The following is a 25395-nucleotide window of genomic DNA, read 5'->3' as shown; positions in this document are numbered from 1 at the left end:
ACAGAGCCCCCTTTCTGCCGCCCGGCGGGAGGGGGGCTTTTTTGCCTTTGCCCCGGGCCGCGGTGGCGGGGCGCCGCCCCTGTAAAGCCAAAGCCCTCTCCTCCCAGGGCCCGCGCGCTTTTTGCCGGGGGCGCATTTGACAAATGGCCCCCGTTTGGAGTATACTAAAACAAATGTATAGTGATTTTGTGTAGTTTGAGGAGAAGTCCCATGTATTTTACCCGAGAGACCGATTACGCTGTGCGGATCGTGCGGCATCTGGCGGCGGTGGACTGCCGGACCGAGGCCAAAAAGATTTCCGAGGCCACCGGCGTCACCCTTCGCTTTGCCCTAAAAATTCTCAGCAAACTGGTGTCCGGCGGGGTGGTGCGCTCCTACAAGGGCACCCAGGGCGGTTACGAGCTGCAAAAGCCCGCCTCCCAAATCACCCTGCGGGAGATCGTCGAGATCATCGAGGGCCCGGTCTACTTGAGCAAGTGCCTCCACGAAGAGGGGGAGTGCAGCTGCGGCGACAAGCAGGGCTGCAAGGTGCGGGGCGTCTTTTCTGAGATCGCCGACACCGTCAACCAAAAGATGGAGAGCTATACGGTGGACCAATTCCTTTAAACACTGCCCCCGGGCAGAGAGAAAGGGGCCGGTGGGATTTTCTTCCCACCGGCCCCTTTTTGGCCGCCTATTTCCCTTCGCCCCCGGCGCCGGTGAGGCGAAACTCCAGAATGCGGTTGGAGACCCCGCGATAGTACTGGATGTAGACGGCGCTGTCGTCCTCCGGGTTGCGGTAGACCGGGCTGCCCACAAAGGCGGCGTAGTTGGTGCCCAACTCCTTTTTGGGGGAGCGGTTGGCGCCGCCGTCCTTGACGGCGTTGCCCGCCTGCACAAACCCCTCTTCCGGCAGGGCGTCCACCTCGCCCGCCTCGGTGTAGAGTTTGCCGTTCACCACCAGCTGGGGGACGGCCCCCTCCTCGTCCGCTGGCACATAGGTGCAGCGCATCACATAGTCCTGGTCCCCCAGGGAAAATTGCAGATAGAGGGTGTCGGGGACGTCCTCCCGGCGGATGACCTTGGCCCCCACCAGGTCCTGCCAGTTGGCGGCGTAGTCCTTTTTGGGGGCCTTGCCCGGGTCGCCGGAGTGGGTGATGACCCCGGACACCTTCCACCCCTCCTCCTCCGGGGGGAGGCTGTCCACATAGCCGGCCTCGGCGTAGTAGCGCCCGTCCAGCCGGATCACAGGCCGGTAGATGGAGGCGTCGCTCTTGGCCTGGTCAAAGCGCAGGTAGCTGGTGATGCCGCCGGAGGCCAGCTGCAAATAGAGGGTCTCGGGCGCGTCCGCGCTGCCGTAAAGGCTGCTGCCGATGAGCTCCACCGCATTGGAGTAGTAGGGGAGGGAGGGGCGCTCGTTGGCAAAGACGGCATTTCGCACCTCGCCCACCTCGCGCCAGCTCTCGTCGGGCAGCCGCACAGGGGTGTCGCCCCGGTTTTCTACATAGATGGAGCCACCGCAGAGCACCATCCGCTTGCAGGTGACACTGTCCACCGACCGCTCTTTTCCCAGCCCCGTGCCAAAGAGCAAAAGGGCCAGCGCCAAAAAAATGGCCGTTGCCGCTCTCTTCACACCGCACGCCTCCTCGTCGCCTGAAATGGCCGGCCGCCGCCCTTTGGCGGCCCCGGCGCCCGGCGGGGAGGACGGCAGCCCCTCCCGCCGGGCGGTTTCTCTGACAAGATTATACCAAAAACGCACCGGTTAAGCAAAGGCGAAAAAAACGCCTTCTTTCTGGGGAAAGTGGCCCTTGCAATTTGTGGGGGAAAGGACCATACTAAGACAGGAGAAACCGTATCACATGAGACCGTTTGTTGGCCGGGGGGAAGAGACCATGACCGAGCAGGAGAGAATACGCGAACACGTGCGCGCCTACTACGAGCACTGGTACCAGATGGACAGCCTGTACAGCGCCTGGTGCCAGCGGCACGGATTGCAGTTTAACACCGTGGTGGCCCTCTACGTCATCCGCGACAACCCCGCGGGCTGCACCCAAAAGCACATCTGCGAAAAGACCGCCCTCCCCAAGCAGACGGTCTCCTTTATCCTCTCCGGGTTGGAGCGGCAGGGCTACATCCGCCGCCACCAGAACGAGCGGGATCACCGCAACAAATCGGTGCAGATCACCCCCGCGGGGGAGGCGGCCCTCTACCCGGTGCTGGACGCCCTCTCCGCGGCGGAGGAGCAGGCCTACTGCCTCTTGAGCGAGGAGCAGCGCCAGGCCATCACCGGCGGTCACCAGCTGCTATTGCGGGCCATGCGCCAGGCCATGGCGGGGGAGGCCCCAGCGGAGTCCCGCTAAAAGACAGATCGAGAAGGGGAGGGGCGCTCGCGCTTGCAGGCAGCGGGCGGCGCCCTCCCTTTTTTGCGCCCGCCGCCCGGCCCGTTCCCCCCCTGCCCCCGGCGCCGGGCGCTTTTTCCTGCACAGCGCCTGCGCGGCCCCTCCTGCCCGCCTCCTGTGCGCCGCCCTGCCCCCTCTCCGTTCGCCCGCGATGGACGGGAGGAGAGGGGGAAAAAGAAAAGACCCCTTTTCCCGCTGGGAAAAAGAAGTCCTATAAAACGACGAAAATCAGTTGACAGAAGGGACAACTTGTACTATACTGATATACTGTATCAAAATGGATATTTATGCCTTTGCTAAAAGGCATTATATCATTAACCGCTGGCGAAAGCAACCTTTATTTTTGACAAAATGAACGGGTCGATTTTGTAAAAAACAGGTTGTGCAATAGAGGAATGGAGTGATCGAGCCTATGGTGAATGTCAAGCCTGTCCAACTGGGGAAAAACGTGAGAATGAGTTTCTCCAAGATCAACGAAGTGCTGGAAATGCCCAACTTGATCGAGGTGCAGAAAAACTCGTATCAATGGTTTTTGGATCAGGGCCTCAAGGAGGTCTTTTCTGACGTCTCGGCCATCACCGACTACACCGGCAACCTGGTGCTGGACTTTGTGGACTACCGGCTGGACGAGGAGGCCAAGTACTCGGTGGAGGAGTGCAAGGAGCGCGACGCCACCTACGCCGCCCCCCTGCGGGTCACCGCCCGGCTGCTCAACAAGGTCACCGGCGAGGTCAAGCAGCAGGAGATCTTTATGGGCGACTTCCCCCTGATGACCGACAGCGGCACCTTTGTCATCAACGGCGCCGAGCGGGTCATCGTCTCCCAGCTGGTGAGAAGCCCCGGCGTCTACTACGGCATGGATCACGACAAGACCGGCAAGGAGCTGTTCTCCACCACCGTCATCCCCAACCGCGGCGCCTGGCTGGAGTACGAGACCGACTCCAACGACATCTTCTATGTGCGCATCGACAAAAACCGCAAGATCCCGGTCACCGTCTTTATCCGCGCCCTGGGGCTGGGCCGCAACGCCGAGATCATCGACTTCTTCGGCGAGGACCCCAAGATCATGGCCACCCTCGACAAGGACACCACCGACAGCGTGGAGGAGGGACTGCTGGAGACCTACCGCAAGCTCCGCCCCGGCGAGCCCCCGACGGTGGACAGCGCCCAGACCCACATCGACAACCTCTTCTTTGACGCCCGCCGCTACGACCTGTCCAAGGTGGGCCGCTACAAGTACAACAAAAAGCTGGCCCTGGCCGCCCGCATCACCGGGCAGAAGCTGGCCGAGCCCGCCATCGACCCCCTGACCGGCGAGCTGCTCTGCGAGCCCGGCGTCGCCATCAAGCGGGAGGTGGCCGAGCGCATCGAGCGCAGCGGCCTGGACACCGTGGTGCTGGACGTGGAGGGCCGCCCGGTCAAGTGCATCTCCAACGGCATGGTGAACATCGCCGATTTTGTGGACTTTGACTGCGCCGAGCTGGGCATCCGCGAGAAGGTGCGCTTTGCCGTCCTGCGGGAGATCCTCGAGGCCGCCCAGTCCGACGACGAGAAGCGCGAACTCATCCGCGAGCGCAAGGACGACCTGGTGCCCAAGCACATCATCATCGACGACATCTTCTCCTCCATCAACTACCTGCTCTGCCTGGCGCAGGGCGTCGGCACCACCGACGACATCGACCACCTGGGCAACCGCCGCATCCGCTCGGTGGGCGAACTGCTGCAAAACCAGTTCCGCATCGGCTTTTCCCGGATGGAGCGGGTCATCCGCGAGCGGATGACCCTGCAGGCCCAGGACCTGGAGGTGGTGACCCCCCAGGCGCTCATCAACATCCGCCCGGTGGTGGCCTCCATCAAGGAGTTCTTCGGCTCCTCGCCCCTCTCCCAGTTCATGGACCAGACAAACCCCCTGGCCGAGTTGACCCACAAGCGCCGCCTGTCGGCCCTGGGCCCCGGCGGCCTCTCCCGCGACCGGGCCGGGTTTGAGGTGCGGGACGTCCACTACAGCCACTACGGCCGGATGTGCCCCATCGAGACCCCTGAGGGCCCCAACATCGGCCTGATCTCCTACCTGGCCAGCTTCGCCAAGATCAACGAGTACGGCTTTATCGAGGCCCCCTTTAGAAAGGTGGACAAGGCCACCGGCGTGGTCACCGAAGAGGTGGTCTACATGACCGCCGACGTGGAGGACAACTACGTGGTCGCCCAGGCCAACGAGCCGCTGGACGAGGAGGGCCACTTCCTCCACAAGAAGGTCAACGCCCGCCACCGGGACGAGATCCTCGAGATCTCCCGCGAGAAGGTGGACTACATGGACGTCTCGCCGAAGATGGTTCTCTCGGTGGCCACCGCCATGATCCCCTTCCTGGAAAACGACGACGCCAACCGCGCCCTGATGGGCGCCAACATGCAGCGCCAGGCGGTGCCCCTGCTCAAGACCGAGTCCCCCATCGTGGGCACCGGGATGGAGTACAAGGCCGCCGTCGACTCGGGCGTCTGCGTGCTGGCCAAGCGCGCCGGCGTGGTGGAGGCAGTCAGCGCCGACGAGGTCCTCATCAAGACCGAGAAGGGCGAACTGGACCGCTACAAACTCATCAAATTCCTCCGCTCCAACCAGGGCACCTGCTTCAACCAGCGGGTGATGGTCTCCAAGGGCGAGAAGATCGAGGCCGGCCAGGTGCTGGCCGACGGCCCCGCCACCGCCGGGGGCGAAGTCGCCCTGGGCAAAAACGCCCTCATCGGCTTCATGACCTGGGAGGGCTACAACTACGAGGACGCCGTCCTCATCAACGAGAAGATCGTCCGCGACGACGTCTACACCTCCATCCACATCGAGGAGTACGAGCTGGAGGCCCGCGACACCAAGCTGGGCCCCGAGGAGATCACCCGCGACATCCCCAACGTGGGCGAAGAGGCCCTCAAGGACCTGGACGAGCGGGGCATCATCCGCATCGGCGCCGAGGTGCAGGCCGGCGACATCCTGGTGGGCAAGGTCACCCCCAAGGGCGAGACCGAGCTCACCGCCGAGGAGCGGCTGCTGCGGGCCATCTTCGGCGAGAAGGCCCGCGAGGTGCGCGACACCTCCCTGAAGGTGCCCCACGGCGAGTACGGCATCGTGGTGGACGTGAAGGTCTTCACCCGCGAGAACTCCGACGAGCTCAGCCCCGGGGTCAACATGGTGGTGCGCTGCTACATCGCCCAGAAGAGGAAGATCTCGGTGGGCGACAAGATGGCCGGCCGCCACGGCAACAAGGGCGTCGTCTCCCGCATCCTGCCCCAGGAAGACATGCCCTTCCTCCCCGACGGCACCCCGCTGGACATCGTCCTCAACCCCCTGGGCGTCCCCTCCCGCATGAACATCGGCCAGGTGCTGGAAGTGCACCTGGGGATGGCGGCCAAGGCCCTGGGCTGGAAGGTCATGACCCCGGTCTTTGACGGCGCCCACGAGCAGGACATCACCGAGGCCTTCAAGCAGGCCGGGATGCGGGAGGACGGCAAGACCGTCCTCTACGACGGCCGCACCGGCGAACCCTTTGACAACCCGGTCACCGTCGGCTACATGTACTTCCTGAAACTGCACCACCTGGTGGACGACAAGATTCACGCCCGCTCCACCGGCCCCTACTCCCTGGTCACCCAGCAGCCCCTGGGCGGCAAGGCCCAGTTCGGCGGCCAGCGCTTCGGCGAGATGGAGGTCTGGGCCCTGGAGGCCTACGGCGCCGCCTACACCCTGCAGGAGATCCTCACCGTCAAGTCCGACGATGTGGTGGGCCGCGTCAAGACCTACGAGGCCATCGTCAAGGGCCAGAACGTGCCCCAGTCGGGGGTGCCGGAGTCCTTCAAGGTGCTGATCAAAGAGCTTCAGTCCCTGGCGCTGGACGTGCGGGTGCTGGACAAAGAGGGCGAGGAGATCGACCTCAAACAGAACTTTGACGACGAGGATATGGGCATTCCCAGAGTGGTGGACGACGAGGCCTTCTCCCACGTGGCCGTGGACAGCGAGGTCGACGAGAACCTGACCATGGAGGATGTGCCCGAGGACGCGGGCAGCGAGATCGGCCTGGAGGACAGCGGGGAAGCGCTCTTCTCCGAGCTGGCCGACGGAACCGAAGAGCTGTTAGACGAAGAATAATCCGACTGGTTATAGAAGAAGGGGTCGCCAATGGAATTTAATGTGTTTGATTCGATTAAAATCGGCCTTGCTTCGCCCGAGCAGATCCGCGAGTGGTCCTACGGCGAGGTCAAGAAACCCGAGACCATCAACTATAGAACCCTGAAACCCGAGCGGGACGGCCTGTTCTGCGAGCGGATTTTTGGGCCCACCAAGGACTGGGAGTGCTACTGCGGCAAGTATAAGCGGCTGCGGTACAAGGGCAAGATCTGCGAGCGCTGCGGCGTCGAGGTCACCCGCTCCAAAGTCCGCCGGGAGCGGATGGGCCACATCGAGCTGGCCGCGCCGGTCTCCCACATCTGGTACTTCAAGGGCATCCCCTCCCGCATCGCCCTGATGCTGGACATCTCCCCCCGGCTGTTGGAGAAGGTGCTCTACTTCGCCTCCTACATCGTGGTGGACCCCGGGTTCACCCCCCTGGAGAAAAAGCAGCTCCTCTCGGAAAAAGAGTACTGGGACATGCGGGAGAAGTACGAGGACGAGTTCAAAGCGGGGATGGGGGCCGAGGCCATCAAGGCCCTGCTGCAGGACATCGACCTGGAGCAGCTCAGTAAGGAACTGAAATCCGAGCTGGAGACCGCCACCGGCCAGAAGCGCATCCGGCTGCTCAAGCGGCTGGAGGTGGTGGACGCCTTCCGCGTCTCGGGCAACAAGCCCGAGTGGATGATTTTGGACGTGGTCCCGGTCATCCCCCCCGACATCCGCCCCATGGTGCAGCTGGACGGCGGCCGCTTTGCCACCTCCGACTTAAACGACCTCTACCGCCGGGTCATCAACCGCAACAACCGCCTGAAACGGCTGTTGGAGCTGGGGGCCCCCGACATCATCGTGCGCAACGAGAAGCGGATGTTGCAGGAGGCGGTGGACGCCCTGATCGACAACGGCCGCCGCGGCCGCCCGGTCACCGGCCCCAACAACCGCCCCCTGAAATCCCTCTCCGACATGCTCAAGGGCAAGCAGGGCCGCTTCCGGCAAAACCTGCTGGGCAAGCGGGTCGACTACTCCGGCCGTTCGGTCATCGTGGTCGGGCCGGAACTGAAGATGCACCAGTGCGGCCTCCCCAAGGAGATGGCGCTGGAGCTGTTCAAGCCCTTTGTCATGAAGCGCCTGGTGGAGACCGGCGCCGCCGGCAACATCAAGAGCGCCCGCAAGATGGTGGAGCGCGCCAAGAACGAGGTCTGGGACGCCCTGGAGATCGTCATCAAGGACCACCCGGTCCTCCTCAACCGCGCCCCCACCCTGCACCGCCTGGGCATCCAGGCCTTTGAGCCGGTGCTGGTCGAGGGCCGCGCCCTCAAGCTGCACCCCCTGGCCTGCACCGCCTACAACGCCGACTTCGACGGCGACCAGATGGCCGTGCACGTCCCCCTGTCCGCCGAGGCCCAGTCCGAGGCCCGCTTCCTGATGCTGGCCGCCGGCAACCTGCTCAAGCCCTCCGACGGCCGCCCCGTCACCGTCCCCACCCAGGACATGGTGCTGGGCTCCTACTACCTGACCATGCAGAAACCCGGCGAGCCGGGGGAGGGGATGGTCTTCCGCGACCAGAACGAGGCCCTCATGGCCTACCAGGAGGGGATCCTGGGGCTGCACGCCGGCATCAAGGTCCGCCGCGAGAAAGAGGTCGACGGGGTCAAGTACCAAAAGATCATCGACACCACCGTGGGCCGGTTGATCTTCAACGACCCCATCCCCCAGGACCTGGGCTATGTGGACCGCAGCGACCCCGAGAAGATGCTGGATTTGGAGATCGACTTCCTGGTCACCAAGAAACAGCTGGGGCAGATCATCGACCGCTGCATCCAGGTGCACGGCACCGCCACCACCGCCGAGGTGCTCGACGAGATCAAGGCCCAGGGCTTTAAGTACTCCACCAAGGGGGCCATCACCGTCGCCGTCTGCGACGCGGTGATCCCCCCGCAGAAACAGCAGTACCTGGACGAGGCCGACCAGAAGATCGACCAGGTGGTGGCCCTGTACAACCGGGGCTTCATCTCCGACGACGAGCGCTACAACCAGGTGGTCGAGATCTGGGACGAGTGCACCACCAAGGTCTCCGACGCCCTGACGGCCAACCTGGACCAGTACAACCCCATCTTCATGATGGCCGACTCCGGCGCCCGCGGTTCCATCAACCAGATCCGCCAGCTGGCCGGCATGCGCGGCCTGATCGCCAACACCTCGGGCAAGACCATCGAGCTGCCCATCAAGGCCAACTACCGCGAGGGCCTGAACATCCTGGAGTACTTCATCTCCTCCCGCGGCGCCCGCAAGGGCCTGGCCGACACCGCTCTGCGGACCGCCGACTCGGGCTACCTGACCCGCCGATTGGTGGACGTCTCCCAGGACGTGATCGTCCGCGAGGAGGACTGCGGCACCCATGACGGCATCGTCATCGAGGACATCCGCGACGGCAAAGAGATGATCGAGCCCCTGCAGGAGCGGCTCACCGGCCGCTACGCCGCCGAGCCCATCTGCCACCCCGAGACCGGCGAGGTGCTGGCCGACCGCGACACCCTCATCACCGACATCCTGGCCGAGAAGATCGTGGCCGCCGGCGTCACCAGCGCCAAGATCCGCTCCATCCTCACCTGCCACAGCGCCCGGGGCATCTGCGCCAAGTGCTACGGCGCCAACCTGGCCAACAAGAAAGAGGTCTCCATCGGCGAGGCGGTGGGCATCATCGCCGCCCAGTCCATCGGCGAGCCCGGCACCCAGCTGACCATGCGCACCTTCCACACCGGCGGCATCGCCTCGGCGGAGGACATCACCCAGGGTCTGCCCCGCGTCGAGGAGCTGTTCGAGGCCCGGCGTCCCAAGACCATGGCCATCATCAGCGAGATCGACGGCGTGGTCTCCATCCGCGAGATCAAGAAGGCCCGCCACGTGGTGGTCACCAACAACGAGACCAAGGACGAGCGCAGCTACCTCATCCCCTACGGCAGCCGCCTGAAGGTGGCCGAGGGCGACCAGGTCAAGGCCGGCGACGCCTTTACCGAGGGCTCGGTCTACCCCCACGACGTGCTGGCCATCCAGGGCGAGACCGCGGTGCAAAACTACCTGATCCAGGAAGTGCAGCGGGTCTACCGCCTGCAGGGCGTTGACATCAACGACAAGCACATCGAGGTCATCGTCCGCCAGATGATGAAGAAGGTGCGGGTGGACAACGCCGGCGACACCAACCTCATCTCCGGCTCGGTGGTGGAGAAATCCGACCTCATCAAGGCCAATATGGAGATCGACCGCCGCATCGCCGAGGGCGAGGTCAGCCTGCAGAAGGCCGACTACATCCCGGTGCTGTTGGGCATCACCAAGGCCTCCCTGGCCACCGACAGCTTCCTCTCGGCGGCCTCCTTCCAGGAGACCACCCGGGTCCTCACCGACGCCGCCATCAAGGGCAAGGTCGACCCCCTCACCGGCCTCAAGGAGAACGTCATCATCGGCAAACTGGTCCCCGCCGGCACCGGGCTCGACGTCTACAACGACGTGGAACTCACCCACCAGTCCGCGGGCGATCTGGTGAGCAAAGTGACCCCCTGCGAGTACCAGCTCGACGGGCTGGGCGACTAGATTCGACCCGCCTCCCCTCAAAGGGGGGGAGAAATCCGGGAGAACGGGGGAAAAGCCCCGCTTTTGCGGGAAATTTTCTCAGATTTGACTGGCAATATTGCCTAAATGCTTGACAATAATATTGGTGAAGTGTTAAACTTTGAATGTTGAGCAAATAGGGCTTATGAGAGGGCGCGTTTGCTAAAAACGCGCCCTTTTCATATAGAAAAACATTTTGTAAAGAGGAGGTGCAACATGCCAACATTCAACCAGCTCGTACGCAAAGGCAGACAGGTCTCGGTGAAGAAGTCGACTGCTCCCGCCCTGCAGAAGGGGTTCAACTCCATCAAAAAGGCGCAGAGCGATATGTCTTCTCCCCAGAAGAGAGGGGTCTGCACTGCCGTTCGTACCATGACCCCGAAAAAGCCGAACTCGGCGCTCCGTAAGATCGCCCGTGTGAAGCTGACCAACGGTATGGAGGTATCGGCCTACATCCCCGGTATCGGCCACAATCTGCAGGAGCACAGCGTCGTCCTGATCCGCGGCGGTCGTGTCAAAGACTTGCCTGGTGTCCGCTACCACATCATCCGCGGTACTCTGGATACCCAGGGCGTTTCCGGCCGGATGCGCAGCCGTTCCAAGTACGGCGCCAAGCGGCCCAAGGCTGGTGCTTCGAAGTAATCAAGACTTTTTTTGCCATGTGTCGGCGTTTTTATAAATGCCTGTCCTTGGCAGCACGGGAGTTTTGTCGCTTTCGAGTACCTGTGAATTCATTGATATGAAGGAGGGAAGAAAAGTGCCAAGAAGAGGTAAGATTGCCAAGCGCGACGTGTTACCCGATCCGCTGTACAATTCCAAGATGGTGACCCGCCTGATCAACAGCATCATGTATGATGGCAAGAAGGGCGTGGCCCAGAAGATTGTGTACGGGGCATTTGACATCGTAAAAGAGAAGACTGGAAAAGACCCCCTGGACGTGTTTGACGAGGCCATGGAAAACGTCATGCCCGTACTGGAAGTCAAGGCCCGCCGTGTCGGCGGCGCCACCTACCAGGTCCCCATGGAGGTCCGTCCGGCCCGCCGGCAGACCCTGGGCCTGCGGTGGATCACCCTGTACGCCCGCAAGCGTTCGGAGAGGACCATGAAAGAGCGGCTGGCCGCTGAGCTGATGGACGCCGTCAACTCCACCGGCGGGTCCGTGAAAAAGCGCGAGGACACCCACAAGATGGCCGAGGCCAACAAGGCGTTCGCCCACTATCGCTGGTAGTGTTTTCGATATTCTCGGCAAACATCTGCACAGAATCGTGCAAACCCTGATAAGGAGGGCATTATGCCAAGAGACGTTTCTCTGGAACTGACTAGAAATATTGGCATTATGGCTCACATTGATGCTGGTAAAACCACCACCACCGAGCGTATTCTGTACTATACGGGTATCAACCACAAAATCGGTGAGACTCACGACGGTGCGGCAACAATGGACTGGATGGAGCAGGAGCAGGAGCGCGGTATCACCATTACCTCCGCTGCTACGACTACCCACTGGAAGGGCCATCGCATCAATATTATTGACACCCCGGGCCACGTGGACTTCACCGTTGAGGTGGAGCGCTCTCTGCGCGTGCTCGACGGCTCGGTGACGGTGTTCTGCGCCAAAGGCGGCGTGGAGCCCCAGTCCGAGACGGTTTGGCGGCAGGCCGACAACTACAAAGTCCCCCGCATGGCCTTCGTCAACAAAATGGACATCATGGGCGCCGACTTCTACAATGTTGTCGCCATGATGAAAGACCGCCTGAAGTGCAACGCCGTGCCCCTGCAGCTGCCCATCGGCGCCGAGGAGACCTTCAAGGGGATCGTCGACCTGATGACCATGCGCGCAGAAGTCTATTACGACGACCTGGGCAACGACGTGCGCGACGAGGAGATCCCCGAGGATATGCGGGAGCTGGCGGACAAGTATCACGCTGAGCTGGTGGAAGCAGTCGCCGAGCTGGACGAGGACCTGATGATGAAATACCTCGACGGCGAGGAGCTGACCATCCCCGAGATGAAGAAAGTCATCCGCCGGGCCACCATCTCCAATGAAATGGTTCCGGTTCTGTGCGGCACCGCTTACAGAAACAAGGGCGTGCAGCTGCTACTCGACGCCATCGTCGAGTACATGCCCGCCCCCACCGACATCCCCGACATCAAGGGTGTCAACCCCGAGACCGACGAAGAGGAGAGCCGTCCCTCCGACGACAACGCCCCCTTCTCGGCCCTGGCGTTCAAAATTGCCACCGACCCCTTTGTGGGCAAGCTCTGCTTCTTCCGGGTCTACTCCGGTTCCCTGGACGCGGGCACCAGCGTCTACAACTCGGTCAAGGGCAACAGCGAGCGGGTCGGCCGCATCCTGCAGATGCACGCCAACCACAGAAAAGACATTGAGAAGGTCTACGCGGGCGAGATCGCCGCGGCGGTCGGTCTGAAAAACACCACCACCGGCGACACCCTCTGCGACCCCAAGGCCCCCATCATCCTCGAGTCCATGGAGTTCCCCGAGCCGGTCATCCGGGTCGCCATCGAACCCAAGACCAAGGCCGGGCAGGAGAAGATGGGCATCGCCCTCTCCAAACTGGCTGAAGAGGACCCGACCTTTAGGACCTACACCGACGAGGAGACCGGCCAGACCATCATCGCCGGCATGGGCGAGCTCCACCTGGAGATCATCGTCGACCGTCTGCTGCGGGAATTCAAGGTCGAGGCAAACGTGGGCAAGCCCCAGGTCGCCTACCGCGAGACCATCCGCCGCGAGAGCGACGTGGACCACAAGTATGCCCGCCAGTCCGGCGGCCGCGGCCAGTACGGCCACGTCAAGATCCGCGTTCGCCCCAACGAGACCGGCAAGGGCTATGAGTTCCTCAACAAGGTCGTCGGCGGCGCCATCCCCAAAGAGTATATCCCCGCCGTTGATTCCGGTATCCAGGGCGCCATGCAGACCGGTGTTCTCGCCGGTTACCCGGTGGTCGACGTGGTGGTCGAGCTGTACGACGGCTCCTACCACGAGGTCGACTCCTCCGAGATGGCCTTTAAGATCGCCGGTTCCATGGCCTTTAAAGAGGCCATGCGCAAGGGCGACCCGGTCATCCTGGAGCCCATCATGAAGGTTGCGGTCATCGTCCCCGAGGAGTACATGGGCGATGTCATCGGCGACATCAACTCCCGCCGCGGCCAGATCCAGGGCATGGAGTCCCGCCCCGGCGCCCAGCAGATCAACGCCTTCGTCCCCCTGGCCGAGATGTTCGGCTACGCCACCGACCTGCGGTCCAAGACCCAGGGCCGTGGCCAGTACACCATGGAGCCCAGCCACTACTCTGAGGTTCCCAAGTCCATCGCCGAGGGGATCATGAGCAAACGGGGCAAAAAAGAGGACTAGTTCCCCGCCCTGCGCCCGGCTTTGGGCCTTGCATTTCCCCTGGCAAGTTGCTACAATAGGGGTACATTGAGAGGTCTGTCCAACAGACGATAATTGCGCTATTACAAGCGAAGAAAAAGGAGGAACACCAATGGCTAAGCAGCATTTCGAAAGAAACAAACCCCATGTGAACATTGGTACCATCGGCCACGTTGACCATGGTAAAACCACCCTCACCGCCGCCATCACCAAGGTTCTGGCAATGAAGGGCCAGGCCCAGTACGAGGCCTACGACATGATCGACAAGGCCCCCGAGGAGAGAGAGCGCGGCATCACCATCAACACCGCCCACGTTGAGTACGAGACCGACAAGCGCCACTACGCGCACGTCGACTGCCCCGGGCATGCCGACTACGTCAAGAACATGATCACCGGTGCGGCCCAGATGGACGGCGCGATCCTGGTTGTCTCCGCGGCTGACGGCCCGATGCCCCAGACCCGCGAGCACATCCTGCTGTCCCGTCAGGTCGGCGTTCCCTACATCGTTGTCTTCATGAACAAAGCCGACCAGGTCGACGACGAAGAGCTGCTGGAGCTCGTCGAGATGGAGATCCGCGAGCTGCTGAGCAGCTACGACTTCCCCGGCGACGACATTCCGATCATCAAGGGTTCCGCCCTGCAGGCCATCGAGTCCGCCAGCACCGACATCAACGCCCCTGAGTACGCCCCCATCCTGGAGCTCATGGACGCTGTTGACGAGTACATCCCCACCCCCGAGCGCAAAGCCGACCTGCCCTTCCTGATGCCCATCGAGGACATCTTCACCATCACCGGCCGCGGCACCGTTGCCACCGGTCGTGTGGAGCGCGGTCAGCTGAACACCGGCGACGAGGTCGAGATCGTTGGTCTGGCCGACGAGAAGAGAAAGACCGTTGTCACCGGCATCGAGATGTTCCGCAAGATTCTGGACTACGCTGAGGCCGGCGACAACATCGGCGCCCTGCTCCGCGGCATCCAGAGAGATGAGATCGAGCGCGGCCAGGTTCTGTCCAAGCCCGGTTCCATCCACCCCTACACCAAGTTCTCCGGCCAGGTGTACATCCTGAAGAAGGAAGAGGGCGGCCGTCACACCCCGTTCTTCAACAACTACCGTCCCCAGTTCTACTTCCGGACCACCGACGTGACCGGCGTCATCTCCCTGCCCGAGGGCACCGAGATGTGCATGCCTGGCGATAACGTCACCATGGACGTCGAGCTCATCACCCCCATCGCCATCGAGGAAGGCCTCCGCTTCGCTATCCGCGAGGGCGGCCGCACCGTTGGTTCGGGCGTTGTCACTGGCGTTCGCGACTAGTTTTTAGCCCTTCAAAAAGCGCTTCGGCAATCTTGCCGGGGCGCTTTTTCTCTGTCCATTTATCCTGTGGCGGGGCGGGGGAAAGGCCGTTTCGGGAGACCCGCGCAAGACCTGAAAGGGGGGCGGCCCCTCTTTTTGGGCCCATCCGCCCCTCTGCGGCGCGGGCAGGGGAAAACAGAGGGGCTGGAGAACCGCCTTCCCCTGCCAGATCCCCCTTTTCCCCCTTTTCGAATCCCGTCCCACAAAATGTTTACCAAATTGGTATTTTACTGCTGCAAAGGCGGGAAAATGTGGTATACTAATACCGTTCAAAATTGTTTTGTGAAAGATGCGGAGAAAGAATATGCTGCAATTACAACACATCTCCCTGCAGGTGGAAGACGGCGCCAACAGGGAGATCCTCAAAGACGTCAACCTCACCGTTGACGACGGCCGCTTTGTGGTCATCACCGGCCCCAACGGCGGCGGCAAATCCACCCTCGCCAAGGTCATTGCCGGGATCCTCGCCCCCACCGAGGGGCGCATCCTCTTAGACGGAAGGGACATCACCCAGGCCTCCATCACCGAGCGGGCCAAGATGGGCATCGGCTTTGCCTTTCAGCAGCCGGTGCGCTTTAAGGGGCTGACGGTGCGCGACCTCATCACCCTCGCCGCCGGGGACGACTCCCTCTCCGACTGCGACATCGGCCGCTACCTGCGCGCGGTGGGCCTCTGCCCCCGCGACTACATCGACCGCGAGGCCAATGCCAGCCTCTCCGGCGGCGAGATGAAGCGCATCGAGATCGCCATGGTCCTGGCCCGCAAGACCCCCCTCACCCTCTTCGACGAGCCGGAGGCCGGCATCGACCTCTGGAGTTTTGGCAACCTCATCGACGTCTTCGCCGATCTGCGGCGGGAGACCGAGGGCTCGGTCCTCATCATCTCCCACCAGGAGCGGATTCTCGACATCGCCGACGAGATCGTGGTCCTCTCGGGCGGCTCCCTCACCATGCACGGCCCGAAGGACGAAATTCTGCCCGGTCTCCTGCGGGGGGACCGCTGTGCCTTTTGCAGAGAGGGGAGGAGTAACCTGTGAACGACATCACCAAACAGCTGCTATCGCTCATCAGCGATTTTGACCCCGAGACCGGCTTTGCCGGGGCCTTCAACATCCGCGAGGACACCGGCTGCGCCGGCCGCCAGAACAGCCAGAACATCGAGATCACCTCCAAGGCGGACAAGCCCGGCATCGACATCCGGGTCAAACCCGGCACCAAGGGGGAGACGGTCTACATCCCCGCCTGCGTCACCCACAGCAAGGTGGACGACCTGGTCTACAACGACTTCTACATCGGCGCCGGGGCCGACGTGGTGGTGGTGGCCGGCTGCGGCGTCCACACCGACGGGGAGGAGAGCTCCCAGCACAACGGCATCCACCGCTTCTACCTCGAGCCGGGGGCCCGTGTCCTCTACCGGGAAAAACACATCGGCACCGGCGAGGGGGGCGGCCAGCGCATCATCAACCCCCAGACCTATGTGGAACTGCAGAAGGACAGCTACCTGGAGATGGACACCACCCAGATCAAGGGGGTGGACTCCACCCAGCGGCTGACCACCGGCGTGGTCGGCCCCCGGGCGCGGCTGGTGGTCCGCGAGAAGCTGATGACCCACGGCGACCAGTACGCCGAGACCAATTTCGAGGTGGACCTCAACGGGGAGGACAGCGGCGCCGACCTCATCTCCCGCTCGGTGGCGAAGGGCCGCTCCAAGCAGCTCTTTCGCTCCCGCATCAACGGCAACGTCCGCTGTACCGGGCATTCGGCCTGCGACGCCATCATCATGGAGGAGGGCACCGTCTCCGCCATCCCCGAACTCACCGCCAACGACCTGGACGCCGCCCTCATCCACGAGGCGGCCATCGGCAAGATCGCCGGCGAGCAGCTCACCAAGCTGATGACCCTGGGCCTCACCGCCGAGGAGGCGGAGGCCAAGATCATCGAGGGCTTTTTGAAATAGCCCCTCGGGCCGGCTCACCTGTGCGGCTTTGCCCGCTTCCCCTCTCCGCCCTCTGTGAGAGGGCAGGGGGCTGCGCAAAAGCAGCCCCACACCCCAAACCAAAATTACACAAGGGGGAATACCTGTGCTTTTGCGCCTCTACCGCTCCAAAGACTTAGACGGGGTGCTGGACCTCTTCTACCGGGCCGTCCACAGCTGCTGCACCCGGGACTACACCCAGGCCCAGCTGGACGCCTGGGCGCCCCCAAACCCGGACCGCTTCCGCTGGCAGAAGACCCTCACCCAGCACTACAGCCTGGTGGTGGAGAGGGGGGAGGGCCTCGCCGCCTTTGGCGACCTGGACGGCAGCTATCTCGACCGCCTCTACGTCCACCCCGATTGCCGGGGCCAGGGGCTGGCCGCCCTGCTGGTGGACGCCCTGGAGGCCCGCGCCCTGCAGGAGGGGGTCAAGGTGCTGCGCACCGACGCCTCCATCACCGCCCTGCCCTTCTTTCTGGCCCGGGGGTACCGGGTGGTCAGGGAACAGCAGGTCAAGCGGGGGGAGGAGACCCTCATCAACTGCGCCCTGGAGCGGGACCTCTAGCGCCCCTCCCCGCGAAAAAAGGCCTGTCCCCCACCTTGACAACGGCGGGCAGCGGCCTATAATGGGAGTAGAAAGTCTGTTTCAGGGCGGGGTGCAATTCCCCACCGGCGGTGACAGGGCCTCGGCCCTGAAGCCCGCGACTCCTCCGGCCCCGGCCGGCGGACTGATTCGGTGTGATTCCGAAGCCGACGGTATAGTCCGGATGAGAGAAACGGCGCATCTCTTCTGCGTCTGCACGCCCTCGGTCTTTTTTGACCGGGGGTTTTTGCGTCCCAGACAGACCTTCCAAACACTTTTTTTGGAGGGATTTTTATGTCCAGACAAACTGCCAACCGCACCCGCAAACTCACCACCATGGCCATGCTGGCCGCCATCTCCATCGTGCTGGTGGCCCTCATCCACTTCCCCATCATCCCCGGGGCCGCCTTTTTGGAGTACGACCCCGCCGACGTCTCCATCCTGGTGGGCACCTTCCTCTTCGGCCCCTGGGCGGGGCTGGCCCTCACCGCCGTGGTCTCGGTGATCCAGGGCCTCACCGTCAGCGCCGGGTCGGGGGTCATCGGCATCCTCATGCACCTTCTCGCCACCGGGGTCTTTTCGGTTTTGGCCGGCTCGGTCTACCAAAGGTGGCACAGCCGCAAGGGGGCGCTGGCAGGGCTGCTGCTGGGTTCCCTGGCCATGACCGCCGTCATGTGCCTGTGCAACCTGGTCTTTACCCCCCTCTTTATGGGGGGGACCGCCAAGGACGTGGCCGCCATGCTCATCCCCATCATCATCCCCTTCAATCTGGTCAAGGCCCTGGGCAACAGCGCCATCACCTACCTGGTCTACAAGCCCATCAGCAAGCTGGTTTTCGGCAGGGAACAGCCGGTGTTGACAACCTCCGCCAAATAGCGTATACTGATTTTCGCACAATTGAATATCACTTATCAAGAGCGGCTGAGGGAACAGGCCCTGTGAAGCCCGACAACCTGCCCCCCGCGGGGGCGCAAGGTGCCAAATCCTGCGGGTAAAGCCGAAAGATAAGCTTCGCATAAAAGCTCGGTGTTTGCCACCGGGCTTTTTTCGACCCCGGCAAAAGTGATCTCTTCAATGGCAGAACAACACATGCATTGAAAGGAAGGAAAAAACTGTGAGCATGAGAAAACTCTTTACCTCCGAGTCGGTCACCGAGGGGCACCCCGACAAGATCTGCGACCAGATCTCCGACGCCGTCCTCGACGCCATCATGGAGAAAGACCCCGCCGGCCGGGTGGCCTGCGAGACCTGCGTCACCACCGGTATGGTGATGGTGATGGGGGAGATCACCACCAGCTGCTATGTGGACATCCCCAAGATCGCCCGCCAGGTCATCCGCGACATCGGCTACACCCGGGCCAAATACGGGTTTGACTGCGACACCTGCTCGGTCCTCACCTCCATCGACGAGCAGTCCCCCGACATCGCCCTCGGGGTGGACAAGGCCCTCGAGGCCAAGGCGGGGGAGGAGGACGCCGGCACCGGCGCCGGCGACCAGGGGATGATGTTCGGCTTTGCCTGCGACGAGACCGAAGAGCTGATGCCCCTGCCCATCTCCCTGGCCCACAAGTTGGCCAAACAGCTGACCAAGATCCGCAAGGAGGGGGCGGTGGACTACCTCCGCCCCGACGGCAAGACCCAGGTCACCGTCGAGTACGACGGCGATACCCCGGTGCGGGTGGACACGGTGGTCATCTCCACCCAGCACGGCGACGAGGTCACCCTCGAGCAGATCAGGGAAGACATGATCGAGCTGGTCATCAAGCCCATCGTCCCCGCCGCCCTGCTGGACGAAAAGACCAAGTACCTGGTCAACCCCACCGGCCGCTTTGTCATCGGCGGGCCCCAGGGGGACAGCGGCCTCACCGGCCGCAAGATCATCGTCGACACCTACGGCGGGTACGGCCGCCACGGCGGCGGCGCCTTCTCCGGCAAGGACCCCACCAAGGTGGACCGCTCCGCCGCCTACGCCGCCCGCTATGCCGCCAAGAACGTGGTGGCCGCCGGCCTGGCCAAAAAGTGCGAGGTGGAGCTGGCCTACGCCATCGGGGTGGCCCACCCGGTCTCGGTGCTGGTGGACACCTTCGGCACCGGCGCCGTCAGCGACGACAAGCTGGCCGAAGCCTTGGTGCAGGTCTTTGACTTCCGCCCCGCCTCCATCATCCGCGACCTGGACCTGCGCCGCCCCATCTACCGCCAGCTGGCCGCCTACGGCCACCTGGGGAGAGAGGACCTGCAGGTCCCCTGGGAGAAGACCGACCGGGTCGACGCCCTCCGGGCCGCCGTTTCTGCGCAGTAGCCCCCCTTTGGGGCCGTGCGGGCAGCCGCCGATCCGCCTTTCCCGCAACACCATCCCGGCAAGGGGCCGGGCAGGGCACACGCCGTCCTGCCCGGCCCCTTTTTTGCCCTCGAAAGGGGGGCGGCGGGAGGGCCTCCCTTCCGGGCCAGCCGCCGCTCAACTCCAGGGGCCGCTCCCGCCCCGTCTGCTTTTCTCAGGCGGCCCGGTGTGCCCGTTCCCCCCTTCTTTGCAAGGGGAGCCGGGGCAGAAAAGGGGGGACGCCCCCGGCCCCAGAAAAGGGGCTTTCCCCTTCCGCCCTCGCCTCGTCCCCACCCCCACCTTTGCCCTGCCTTCTGTCCCAGCCCCCCATTTGCCCCAGGCCGCCCGTCATTTTTCCCCCGCTTTTCCCGCAAAAGGGGGCGGGAGGGGGCACCTTTTGCCCCCTGCGCCCATACACTGGCGCAAGAGGTGATTGAGTATGGAATTCGTCGCAAAACTCCTGCTGGTGGTGTTGGCGGCCGTGGGACTGGCCGAGTGCGTGGGCCTGCTGGGCGATTTGATCGACCGCCGCCGCAAGCTGCCCCTCTACCTGATCGCGCCCCTCCCCGCCCGGCCGGGCGACTGTGAAAACGCCCTGCGCAGCCTTCGCCGCACGGTGGAGCGCAGCACCTTTGACTGCAAACTGGTCCTCACCAGCCCCGGCGAACTCACCGAGGAGCAGCGGGAGATCCTCGGCTTTTTCTACGGCAGCGAGGACCTCCCCGAGATCTGGGAGACCTTTGACCCCCGCCAACTGGGTTTGCATTGAGGGGGCAGTTGGGGTATACTGGTACACGGATTACAGGACGTATCGGCCGCCAGAAGGCGGCCCTTTTTGAAGGGGGAAGGGGACCAGATGGAACGCGCAGAGCAGCTCACCCAGCTCGCCGGCACGGTGGAGGGGGTGGTCTTTCGCAACCGGGAAAACGGCTGGTCGGTGGTGGACATCTCCTGCGAGGGCGAACTGATCACCGCCGTGGGCGAGTTCTCCGAACTCTGCGAGGGGGAGGAGGTGGAACTCACCGGCGTCTTTGTCAACCACCCCACCTTTGGCCGCCAGTTTAAAGCCAGCCTCTGCACCACCAAGCTCCCCGCCACCGCCGGGGCCATCCTCAAATACCTGGCCTCCGGGGCCATCAAGGGCATCGGCCCGGTGACGGCCCGCCGCATCGTCGACCGCTTCGGCAGCCGCACCCTCGAGATCATCGAAAAGGACCCCGACGCCCTGGCGCAGATTCAGGGCATCTCCCTAAAAAAGGCGGAGGACATCCACCTGGAATACCAGCGGGTCTTCGGCATCCGCTCCCTGCTGGCCTTTATGGCCCAGTACGGCTTCTCCGCCGCCGAGGCCATCAAGGTGTGGAAGTTCTGGGGCCCCCAGGCGCAGGAGCTGCTCTGCGAAAACCCCTACCGCCTCTGCCTCTCCTTCATCGGCATCTCCTTTGACCGGGCCGACGCCATGGCCATCCAGCTGGGCCTCTCCCCCGACTCGGGGGAGAGGGTGCAGGCCGCCGCCGCCCACGTGCTGCGCCACAACACCCAAAACGGCCACACCTGCCTGCCGCGGGAGAAGCTGGCCGCCGTCACCGCCAGCTACATCGGCCTCCCGCCCGAGCGGGTGGACTTTGAGATCGGCGAGATGTTGGAGCGGGAGAGCCTGGTGGAATACACCGGGGACGAGCGGCCCATGATCTTTTTGCCCGACTACTACCGGGCCGAGGGCTACATCGCCACCCGGCTGCAGATGCTCATCTCCTTTATGCCCGACAACGGCACCCAGTGGGACCGGCAGATCGCGGCCCAGGAGAAGGCCCTGGGCATCGTCTACGCCGGCACCCAGCGAGAGGCCATCGCCCAGGCCCTGCGCCAGGGGTTCGTGGTCCTCACCGGCGGGCCCGGCACCGGCAAGACCACCACCATCAACGGGATGATCGAGCTCTTCGAGAAGGATGGCCGCAAGGTGGCCCTCTGCGCCCCCACCGGCCGCGCCGCCAAGCGGATGAGCGCCGTCACCGGGCGGGAGGCCAAGACCATCCACCGCCTGCTGGAGGCGGGGTACCAAAAGGACGGCACCCTGGCCTTCACCAAAAACGAGGAGGACCTGCTGGACTGCGACGTCCTCATCCTCGACGAGGTGTCGATGGTGGACGTCCTCCTCTTTGAGGCGCTGCTGCGGGCGATCAAACTCAACTGCAAGCTGGTGCTGGTGGGGGACTACGACCAGCTGCCCTCGGTGGGGGCGGGCAACCTCCTCAAAGACATCATCGACTCGGGCTTTTTCCCGGTGGTGCGGCTCTCCCACATCTTTCGCCAGGCCGCCCAGAGCGCCATCGTCACCTCGGCCCACGAAATTTTGGAGGGGCAGGTGCCCGACCTGGCCCAGCGGGACAAGGACTTTTTCTTCCTCCCCGCAAGGGACAAGCCCTCCGGCCTCGCCCTCATCCGCGACCTGGTCACCGCCCGGCTGCCAAAGGCCTACGGCCTCTCTCCCGCCGACATCCAGGTGCTCTCCCCGGGCCGCCGGGGGGCCGCCGGGGTGCAGCAGCAAAACCGCATCCTCCGGGAGGCGGTCAACCCCGCCCGCGGCCAGCCGGAGATCGGCTACATGGGGCTGAGCTTTCGCCAGGGGGACAAGGTGATGCAGACGCGCAACAACTACGACATCGTCACCACCCAGGAGGAGACCGGCGAGAAGGGGACCGGGGTCTTTAACGGCGACATGGGGCAGATCGAGGAGATCGACCGCAAGAACGGCCTCATCCACATCCGCTACGAGGACAAGAGCGCCGCCTACACCCCCGACATGCTGGGGGAGATCGAGCACGCCTATGCCGTCACCGTCCACAAGAGCCAGGGGAGCGAGTTCGACGCGGTCATCCTCTCCCTGTTGGAACCCAACCCCAAACTCTACTTTCGCAACCTCCTCTACACCGCCGTCACCCGGGCCAAAAAGCTGCTGGTGATCGTGGGCAGCCGCCGCGCCGTGGAGATGATGGTGGAGAACAACCGCAAGACCCTGCGGTACAGCGGCCTGGGCTCCTTTCTGCGGGACATCCTCGGATGAGGGCCCTCTCGGCGGCGCTCCGCCTGCTCTACCCCCGGGTCTGCCCCTTCTGCGGCGACGCCATCCCCCTGGGGCAGAGAGTCTGTCCAAAATGCACGTTGCAAAGCCACCGCATATCGGATACAATAAATCATAAGGGCGTGTTGGAGGCGCAGGGGGAGACCCTGCCCTACACCGAAGGGGCCATCGCCCCCTTCTGGTACGAGGGGCCGGTTCGCCGGGCCATCACCGCCTACAAGTTCTCCGCCCGCCTGGGTGCGGCCGAGGTGCTGGCGGCCCACATGGCCGACACCTGCCGCGCCGTCCTCCCCCTGGAGGAGATCGAGGGCGTCGTCTGCGTGCCGGGGCGTCCCCGCCAGCGGCGGGAGCGGGGGTTTGGCCACAGCGAGCTGCTGGCCCAGCACCTGGCCCGAGAGTTGGGCCTCCCCTTTTTCAAGGGGGCACTGGTCAAGCTGTTTGACACCCCCTACCAGCACCGGATGGGCCTCCCGGCCCGCAGGGAAAACCTGCTGGGCGCCTTTGAGGTGGCCGACCGGGCGGCGGTGCGGGGGAAGACCCTCCTCCTCTGCGACGACATCGTCACCACCGGCGGCACCGCCGCCGAGTGCGCCAAGATGCTGCGGGTCAGGGGCTGTGAACGGGTGTATTTCTGCGCGGCGGCAGCCGCAGGTAAGGAAAGGAATAGGGAAGCAAATGGCAAACTATGATATTGGCTTTGACCTGGGGACCACCTCCATCATCATCTATGTGGTGGGCAAGGGGATCGTGGTCAAAGAGCCGTCGGTCATCGCCGTCAACCAAAAGACCGGCGAGGTGCTGGCCATCGGCGAAAAGGCGCAGGAGATGGCGGGCAAGACCCCGGCCTACATCGTCGCCAAGCGCCCGCTGGAAAACGGTGTCATCTCCGACATCGACATGACCGAAGAGGTGGTCAAATACTTCATCCGCAAGGTCAGCTCCTCCTATGTGGTCAAGCCCAAGGTGGCCATCTGCGTCCCCTCCTCGGTGACCAACGTCGAGTCGCGGGCCGCGGTCAACGCCGCCCTCTCGGCCGGAGCCCGCAAGATTTTTCTGGTGGAAGAGCCCATCGCCGCCGCCCTGGGCTCGGGGATCGACATCTCCAAGCCCCGGGGGCGGATGGTGGTGGACGTGGGCGGCGGCACCGCCGACATCGCCGTCATCTCCCTCAACGACGTGGTTCTCTCCACCTCGGTCAAGTGCGCCGGCACCCAGTTTGACGAGAAGATCATCAACTACATCCGCCTCAACCGCAAGGTGCTCATCGGCGAGCGGACCGCCGAGCGGGTCAAAAAGGAGATCGGCGCGGTGATGGATGGGGTCCTCCCCGAGACCGAGATGGAGGTCAAGGGCCGCAGCCTGGAGACCGGCCTGCCGGTGAAGATCAACGTCACCTCCTCCGAACTCACCCCCACCCTCAACGAGTTTGCCATGAGCATGGTCACCACCATCAAGGGCATCCTCGAAAAGACCCCGCCCGAGCTGGTGGGCGACATCTGGGAGGATGGGATCATGCTCACCGGCGGCGGCAGCCTCATCAAGGGCCTGCCCGAACTCATCTCCAAAGAGACCGGGGTGCGCTGCTATGTGTCGGAAACCCCCATCGACTGTGTGGCCATCGGCACCGGCATGGCCCTGGACTTGATGGAAGACGGGTACAGCATCAATTACGACAGGGACTATTGATTGCGTTTTATACAGTTTGTAGCTAAATTTTGCCGAAATTTATCAAAAAAACGGCTCTTTTCAAAAGAAAAAAGCGGATGGGCTTCCATCCGCTTTTTTGCATCTTCCCCGCCGGACTGCGCAAACTGATAGGGAAGAAGCGGCCGCCGCGGCGGCAGGGACTGCGGCGGCTGTTTTTTCCAAGCAAAAAAAGGGGGAATGACCGGTGGAGAAGATTACCGAGAAGGAGCTGTCCGGCATTGAGGACAGCCTGACCATGGAGCAAAATCTCATTGCCAAGTACCAGATGTACGCCTCGATCTGCGCCGACCCGCAGGTGAAGAGCAAGTGTGAGCAGATGGCCGCCAAGCACCAGAACCACTTTGACAAGCTGCTCTCCTGCCTGTAGGGCAGGGAAGGGGGAAGGGAAGATGAACAACAGGATGGATGACAAGTCGATTTTGACGGATATGTTGAGTTCGCAAAAACAGATCACCGGCATCTACAACACCTTTGCCGACGAATGCGCCACCAAGCAGATGAAGGGCGTGATGATGGACATCCTTGCCGAGGAGCACCAGATTCAGATGGAGGTCTTCGAGGAGATGCAGAAGCGGGGCTGGTACCAGACCCCCGCCGCCCAGGCGGACAAGATCAACCAGGCCAAGCAGAAGTTCACCAAGGAAAACGCCCAGTGCAGCGCCCCGTGTGCGCCCGAGATCAAGATCGACCCCGCCCAGTAAAGCCGCCCGCACCGAAAAAACAGCTGCCGCCGAGAGAATCGGCGGCAGCTGTTTTGCTGCTGTAAGGGGGGAAAAGGGGGAGACGTCTGTCTGCGCATCCGCGCGGGGTGCGACGATTTGCCAAGCGTGCGGGAAATGTGGCATGAGAA

The 25395-nt window shown here is 63.3% G+C and carries 20 protein-coding genes, 1 CRISPR repeat array and 2 riboswitches (1 of these 23 only partly in view); of the genes, 19 read left to right on the top strand and 1 reads right to left on the bottom strand.

The genetic code is table 11. The features are described 5' to 3' along the window. Positions 1-210: 210 nt before the first annotated feature. Positions 211-606 (top strand): RrF2 family transcriptional regulator, encoded by a 396-nt coding sequence (locus tag HJY11_RS06655; RefSeq protein WP_208075209.1) that lies wholly within the window; start codon positions 211-213, stop codon positions 604-606. 67 nt (positions 607-673) lie between these two features. Here the strand turns inward: HJY11_RS06655 and HJY11_RS06650 are convergent, their stop codons facing one another. Beyond that, the gene (locus HJY11_RS06650) at positions 674-1612 is read right to left on the bottom strand and encodes a hypothetical protein (RefSeq protein WP_208075208.1); all 939 of its coding nucleotides are present in this window, start codon (positions 1610-1612) and stop codon (positions 674-676) included. 226 nt (positions 1613-1838) lie between these two features. On the opposite strand from HJY11_RS06650, the gene HJY11_RS06645 reads away from it, so the two are divergent. The 18 genes from HJY11_RS06645 (at position 1839) to HJY11_RS06560 (ending at position 25246) form a co-directional block, all read left to right on the top strand. Further along, entirely contained in the window at positions 1839-2339 is a 501-nt protein-coding gene (locus tag HJY11_RS06645; RefSeq protein ID WP_208075207.1) for a MarR family winged helix-turn-helix transcriptional regulator, read from the top strand. A 451-nt stretch (positions 2340-2790) separates the two neighbouring features. Further along, entirely contained in the window at positions 2791-6510 is a 3720-nt protein-coding gene (rpoB, locus tag HJY11_RS06640) for a DNA-directed RNA polymerase subunit beta (RefSeq protein WP_208075255.1), read from the top strand. Between the two features lie 30 nt (positions 6511-6540). Then, positions 6541-10116 carry a DNA-directed RNA polymerase subunit beta' gene (gene rpoC / locus HJY11_RS06635; RefSeq protein WP_208075206.1) on the top strand — a complete coding sequence of 1192 codons (3576 nt, stop codon included), beginning with the start codon at positions 6541-6543 and terminating at the stop codon, positions 10114-10116. A 234-nt stretch (positions 10117-10350) separates the two neighbouring features. Continuing rightward, positions 10351-10776, top strand: a complete 426-nt coding sequence (gene rpsL / locus HJY11_RS06630) for a 30S ribosomal protein S12 (protein ID WP_021658698.1) — start codon at positions 10351-10353, stop codon at positions 10774-10776. A 115-nt stretch (positions 10777-10891) separates the two neighbouring features. Continuing rightward, positions 10892-11362 (top strand): 30S ribosomal protein S7, encoded by a 471-nt coding sequence (rpsG, locus tag HJY11_RS06625; protein WP_052537609.1) that lies wholly within the window; start codon positions 10892-10894, stop codon positions 11360-11362. Positions 11363-11425: 63 nt separating this feature from the next. Further along, a complete protein-coding gene (gene fusA, locus HJY11_RS06620; protein WP_044992113.1) occupies positions 11426-13510 on the top strand; it encodes an elongation factor G in 2085 nt (694 codons plus the stop codon). 130 nt (positions 13511-13640) lie between these two features. After that, entirely contained in the window at positions 13641-14843 is a 1203-nt protein-coding gene (tuf, locus tag HJY11_RS06615; RefSeq protein ID WP_208075205.1) for an elongation factor Tu, read from the top strand. Positions 14844-15186: 343 nt separating this feature from the next. Continuing rightward, on the top strand, positions 15187-15918 hold the full coding sequence (locus HJY11_RS06610; protein ID WP_208075204.1) for an ABC transporter ATP-binding protein: 732 nt from the start codon (positions 15187-15189) through the stop codon (positions 15916-15918). Continuing rightward, positions 15915-16838 carry a SufB/SufD family protein gene (locus HJY11_RS06605; RefSeq protein ID WP_208075203.1) on the top strand — a complete coding sequence of 308 codons (924 nt, stop codon included), beginning with the start codon at positions 15915-15917 and terminating at the stop codon, positions 16836-16838. The genes HJY11_RS06610 and HJY11_RS06605 overlap by 4 nt, the downstream gene beginning before the upstream one ends. Positions 16839-16962: 124 nt before the next feature. Continuing rightward, a complete protein-coding gene (locus HJY11_RS06600; RefSeq protein ID WP_208075202.1) occupies positions 16963-17421 on the top strand; it encodes a GNAT family N-acetyltransferase in 459 nt (152 codons plus the stop codon). A 73-nt stretch (positions 17422-17494) separates the two neighbouring features. Beyond that, a riboswitch (FMN riboswitch) is annotated at positions 17495-17639 on the top strand. Between the two features lie 94 nt (positions 17640-17733). Beyond that, positions 17734-18315: an ECF transporter S component gene (locus HJY11_RS06595; protein WP_208075201.1), complete on the top strand. Its 582-nt coding sequence runs from the start codon at positions 17734-17736 to the stop codon at positions 18313-18315. Positions 18316-18344: 29 nt separating this feature from the next. Beyond that, positions 18345-18450, top strand: a riboswitch (SAM riboswitch). 109 nt (positions 18451-18559) lie between these two features. Then, on the top strand, positions 18560-19738 hold the full coding sequence (metK, locus tag HJY11_RS06590; RefSeq protein WP_208075254.1) for a methionine adenosyltransferase: 1179 nt from the start codon (positions 18560-18562) through the stop codon (positions 19736-19738). 457 nt (positions 19739-20195) lie between these two features. Then, positions 20196-20525, top strand: coding sequence for a hypothetical protein (locus HJY11_RS06585; protein WP_208075200.1), 330 nt, complete (start codon positions 20196-20198; stop codon positions 20523-20525). An 87-nt stretch (positions 20526-20612) separates the two neighbouring features. After that, positions 20613-22820, top strand: coding sequence for an SF1B family DNA helicase RecD2 (gene recD2 / locus HJY11_RS06580; RefSeq protein WP_208075199.1), 2208 nt, complete (start codon positions 20613-20615; stop codon positions 22818-22820). Next, positions 22817-23527: a ComF family protein gene (locus HJY11_RS06575; RefSeq protein ID WP_208075198.1), complete on the top strand. Its 711-nt coding sequence runs from the start codon at positions 22817-22819 to the stop codon at positions 23525-23527. Before recD2 ends, HJY11_RS06575 begins: the two co-directional genes overlap by 4 nt. Then, on the top strand, positions 23514-24524 hold the full coding sequence (locus HJY11_RS06570) for a rod shape-determining protein (RefSeq protein ID WP_208075197.1): 1011 nt from the start codon (positions 23514-23516) through the stop codon (positions 24522-24524). Before HJY11_RS06575 ends, HJY11_RS06570 begins: the two co-directional genes overlap by 14 nt. A 205-nt stretch (positions 24525-24729) precedes the next feature. Then, entirely contained in the window at positions 24730-24912 is a 183-nt protein-coding gene (locus tag HJY11_RS06565) for a spore coat protein (RefSeq protein ID WP_208075196.1), read from the top strand. Positions 24913-24934: 22 nt separating this feature from the next. Further along, the gene (locus HJY11_RS06560; protein ID WP_208075195.1) at positions 24935-25246 is read left to right on the top strand and encodes a spore coat protein; all 312 of its coding nucleotides are present in this window, start codon (positions 24935-24937) and stop codon (positions 25244-25246) included. A 148-nt stretch (positions 25247-25394) separates the two neighbouring features. Further along, position 25395: a CRISPR direct-repeat array (repeat unit 32 nt); it runs 425 nt beyond the window's last position.

The organism is Bittarella massiliensis (ex Durand et al. 2017) (genome assembly GCF_017566145.1).
Classification (GTDB): Bacteria; Bacillota; Clostridia; order Oscillospirales; family Ruminococcaceae; genus Bittarella; species Bittarella massiliensis_A.
This window is presented reverse-complemented; position numbering and strand designations above follow the sequence as displayed.